Below are 4,140 nucleotides of genomic sequence, written 5' to 3' on the forward strand. Positions count from 1 at the left end.
GTGTATAAGAGACAGGCCCTGGCCCCGCGAGGCGCACGCCCTCCTGACGACCCGCCGCGCCGAGCACCTTCCCTGCGACCTCGCCGCCGCGGGCCTGCGCCTGCTCATCATCGACCTGGCCGCCCGCCGCGTCCCGCCGCCCCGTCTCGTCCCGGACGACCCCGCGCACGCCGAGCAGGCCGCCGCCGCCCTCCGCGCGGGCCGTCCAGCGGACCTGGGCCCCTGCCTCACCGCCGCGCACACTCCCGGGGAACCCATCCCCGACCTGGCCCTGCGCACAGCCCTCGACGCGGGCGCCCTCGGCGGCCGTTCGATCGGCGCCTGCGTGGTGACCCTGGCCCCCACGTCCACCGTCCCGCGCATCCGCGCCCACGCCACGGCGACCCTCACCCCGCACCTACCGCGGCCGCCCCGCTTCCTCACCGCCACCTGACCAGGCGACGGGCACCGACTCGGGCCGCCTGATGAGGGTGGCGCGGTTCCAGACGACCTCACCGGGGGCGACAGCGAGGCGCAGACCGGGCAGCCGGGCGGTCAGCAGCTCGATCACGATGGTGAGCTCCAGGCGGGCGAGGTGGGCGCCCAGGCAGAAGTGGGCGCCGCTGCCGAACGACAAGTGCGGGTTGGGATCGCGGGCCAGGTCGATCCGGTCCGGGTCGTCGAAGACCTTCGGGTCGCGCCCGGCCATGTCCTGGGCGACCAGCACGACGTCACCGGCCTTGACCTGGACGCCTGCAAGCTCGACATCGCGGGCGGCCCGGCGCGGCTGGCCCGTCTCGAACCAACTGTTGGGCACCACCCTGAGCATCTCCTCGACCGCGGTCGGGATGAGGCCGGGATCCCCGAGAAGCCGCCGGTACAGCGGGCCGTCGTCGTCCTGGAGGGTGAGCAGGGCGTAGACGGCCGAGCTGATCGCGGCGGCCGTGGTCTCCCAGCCCGCGACGACGAAGCTGGCGATCAGCATCGCCGCCTCCAGCGGGTCGATGCCGAGCCGCTCGGCGTTGACGACCGCGGTGGACAGCACGTCGCCCTCGGGATCGCCGCGGCGCCGGGCCATGAGCCGGGCGGCGTACCCGGTCATCTCCGTCATCGCCGCCCGGTTCTCGGCGGCCCGGTCGGGGCCGGTCGACAGCAGCATCTCGCCCCAAACGTGCCACTGCTCCCTGCCCTCCTCGGGGGCGCCGAGGAGTTCGGCGATGGCGTTCAGCGAGACGGGCCAGGCCAGATGGCCGGCGATGTCGGCGGGCTCGCCCGCCGCGACCATCCTGTCGACGTGCCTGCCGACGAGCGCTTCGATCGCGGGCCGGAACCGTTCGATGCGGGGCCGGGTGAACTCCCGGTTGACCAGGCTCCGCAGCTTCCGGTGATGGTCGCCGTCCTGGGTGAGGATCAGCGGGGCGAAACTCTGAAAGGGCCGGACGCCGTCGGCCGTGCCGCGCAAGAACGTGTCGGCCTCGCGGTACACGCGCTCGGCGGCGGCGTGGTCGGCGACCCACCAGGCCCAGGTGTCGTCCTGCGCCTCGGGTAAGGCGACCTTGACGATGCGCCGGCCCCGGTGGCCGTCCGGCGCCGGTGTGGCGGCGAGCGGATCCGTCACGGAGAACGGGAAGATCGGGCACCCGGTGGGGGCACCGGACGGTGTCTCGGCCATGGCCACGCCGACCCTCTTTTCCGATGTTCGCCAGGCTCCTCTGCCGCGCAACGAGCATCGGCCGGAACCGGCGCCGCTGTCAATCGGCGGCGCCGAGAACGCCGTGGAGGCGGCGGGCGCTCTTCAGCGCGGCGTCGCGGAACGCCTCGGCGACCGCCCTGGTCATGAAGTGGCCGACCCAGGTCACCGCGAAGGTGCCCAGGATCAGCGCGGGCGCCCACTGCCAGGTCAGGTGGACGAAGACGCGCTCCAGCGCGGCCTGCGGGGCGACGACCGGCTCCCAGCTGTTCAGCCGCGCCCACCGTCCGAGGAAGATCCCGATGGCGCAGAGGGCGTGCGCCGCGACGGCGGCCCGGCCCTGCCACGCGCCCAGCCCGATCCTGCCGAGATGGCGGAGCGCCGCCCCGAGCGCCAGGTAGTAGGCGAGGAAGCCCGACCCGATGAGCAGCGCGTAGACCGGCAGAACGGCCGTCACCACCGGGCCGTCCTGGGTCGACAGCAGGATGTCGGAGCGGAGATGGACCAGGTCGGTGACCACGTAGGGCGCGTTGGGGAGGAAGAGCGCGAACAGCACCAGCCCCGCCCACCAGAAGGGCGACCGCGACACGGCACGGCCCCGGAAAAGCGTCCAGGCCAAAAGCACGGGAATCCACGCCAGAAGGGTGTTCCAGCCCATCCACCAAGCGTCACGCCGAAGCACGCCGGTCAGATTCGGTGCCATCTGCTCCATGAGGCCCATGGCCCCATATTGCATGATCGGTCCCGGGGTGTTCAGACTTCGCGGCGTCCGAGGCATCGGCTCGCGGTGGCGAGCGCGGCCAGGACGGCGAGGGCGAGCAGGAGGGCCAGGGTGCCGACCACCGTGGCGAGGACGCCGCGGATGAGACCGGCGACGAGCGCCGCGACCGCCGTGGCGAAGCACAGGTACAGGCTCCCGAGGGCCATGCCCAGCAGCATCCTGGAGGCCGGGAGCCCGCCCAGCAGCACGGCCGTCTCGTACCAGGCGGCCAGCGCGCCCAGGAGGAACGACGCGACGGCGGCGGCGGTGACGACCAGATAGCGGGGGAGCAGCAGCACGCGCGGATGGCCGACGCGCGTCCGGTAGAAGGCGCTGAGCGCGGGACGGGAGTCGAAGGCGAGCGCCGACGCCGCGACGATGACCGTGACGACGAGGCCAAGCTGCTGGGCGTTCTGCAGGTAGTCCTCGACGCCGTCCGCGGGCTCGGGCGGCGGCATGGTGATCGTGATGTCGTCGTCGGCTCCCCCGATCAGGTCGGGCAGATACCGGGCGGTGAGCGGGCCGACGAGCCCGAACAGGACGAACACGGCCGCGAGGGCGGCGCCGCGCCCCGTCCGCCAGAGCCGCAGCCATTCCAGGCGCCACAGGCTCATGTCGGAATCCTGACGGGGGCGGTGAGGTCGAGGAAGACCTCCTCCAGATCGGGGGCCTCGGGCTCGACCGCGACGAGCCGGGCGCCCGCGCGCGCGAGTGCGTCCGCTAGACCGGCCTCGGCGGCGCTGCTGGAGACGGCCTCCAGGCGGATGTGACCTTCCGGGAGGCACTCGGCGGAGGCCGTCCACGGCTCGGCGCGAAGCCGCTCCGCGACCGGTTCCGGGGCGCCCCGCACCCGGATACGCCACGCAGGATGATGGTGCTCGGACAGCAGCCTCTCCAGACCGCCCTGGTAGATCAGGGATCCGGCGTGCAGGATGCCGACGGTGTCGCAGACCCGCTCCACGTCGGCGAGGACATGGGTGGAGAAGACGACCGTCGCGTTCTCCGCAAGGCGCACCATGAGATCGAGGACGTCGGCGCGTCCGGCCGGGTCCAGGGCGGAGCACGGCTCGTCCAAAAGGAGGACCTTGGGCGAACCGACCACGGTGGCGGCGAGCGCCAGGCGCTGGCGCATCCCCCGGGAGAAGCCGCCGACACGCCGGTCGGCGGCGTCGGCGAGTCCCGCGTCCCCCAGCAGGTCCGCGCCCGCCGACCCGGGCAGGGCCGCGCTGGTCATGGCCGCCGCGAGATCGATCACCTCGCGCGCCGTCAGCCACGGCTCGAACTCGGGGACGTCCAGGCAGACCCCGACCTGTCCGCGCGGGACGGCGAGCTCGACGGCCCCCGACGTGGGATGGCGCAGACCGGCCAGAATCGCGAGCAGCGTGGTCTTGCCCGCCCCATTGCGCCCGACGAGCCCGTACACGCCGCCCGCCGGGATCGCGAGATCGACCTCCTCCAGCGCCGTCTGGCGGCCGTAGCGCTTGCACAGCCCACGGGTGGCGACGATCACGAATGTTCCCGGCCGACCAGCAGGTAGAGCACGCCGCCCAGTGGAATCGAGGCGACACAGACCAGGGCCCAGGCCCACTTGGGCATATGGCGCACGCGAGGACGGCGCACCAGATCGATGAGGCATCCGGCGACGAAGACCACGGCGATCAGCACCAGCGGCGCGAAGGCGGCAACCTCCCCCTTCCCCACGGCGCCCTCC

At 73.2% G+C, this 4,140-nt stretch carries 5 protein-coding genes and 1 pseudogene; 1 reads left to right on the top strand and 5 read right to left on the bottom strand.

All coding sequences use genetic code 11. The annotated features are described in order from the left end of the window. Positions 1-433 (top strand): annotated as a pseudogene (locus E1298_RS48980) (hypothetical protein); the annotation flags it as partial. On the opposite strand, the gene E1298_RS44835 reads toward E1298_RS48980, so the two are convergent. The 5 genes from E1298_RS44835 to E1298_RS44855 all read right to left on the bottom strand — a co-directional run. Next, entirely contained in the window at positions 398-1,651 is a 1,254-nt protein-coding gene (locus tag E1298_RS44835; protein WP_243726228.1) for a cytochrome P450, read from the bottom strand. The pseudogene E1298_RS48980 and the gene E1298_RS44835 sit on opposite strands and share 36 nt — an antisense overlap. 79 nt (positions 1,652-1,730) lie before the next feature. Then, positions 1,731-2,372, bottom strand: a complete 642-nt coding sequence (locus tag E1298_RS44840) for a DUF1361 domain-containing protein (protein WP_207945234.1) — start codon at positions 2,370-2,372, stop codon at positions 1,731-1,733. Positions 2,373-2,422: 50 nt separating this feature from the next. Further along, a complete protein-coding gene (locus E1298_RS44845; RefSeq protein ID WP_131903471.1) occupies positions 2,423-3,043 on the bottom strand; it encodes a hypothetical protein in 621 nt (206 codons plus the stop codon). After that, a complete protein-coding gene (locus E1298_RS44850; RefSeq protein WP_165975958.1) occupies positions 3,040-3,939 on the bottom strand; it encodes an ABC transporter ATP-binding protein in 900 nt (299 codons plus the stop codon). The genes E1298_RS44845 and E1298_RS44850 overlap by 4 nt, the downstream gene beginning before the upstream one ends. Further along, the coding region (locus E1298_RS44855; RefSeq protein ID WP_207945235.1) for a PLDc N-terminal domain-containing protein at positions 3,936-4,140 on the bottom strand (205 nt) is incomplete at its 5' end. The genes E1298_RS44850 and E1298_RS44855, both read right to left, overlap by 4 nt.

Source organism: Actinomadura rubrisoli (assembly GCF_004349215.1).
Taxonomy (GTDB): Bacteria; Actinomycetota; Actinomycetes; order Streptosporangiales; family Streptosporangiaceae; genus Spirillospora; species Spirillospora rubrisoli.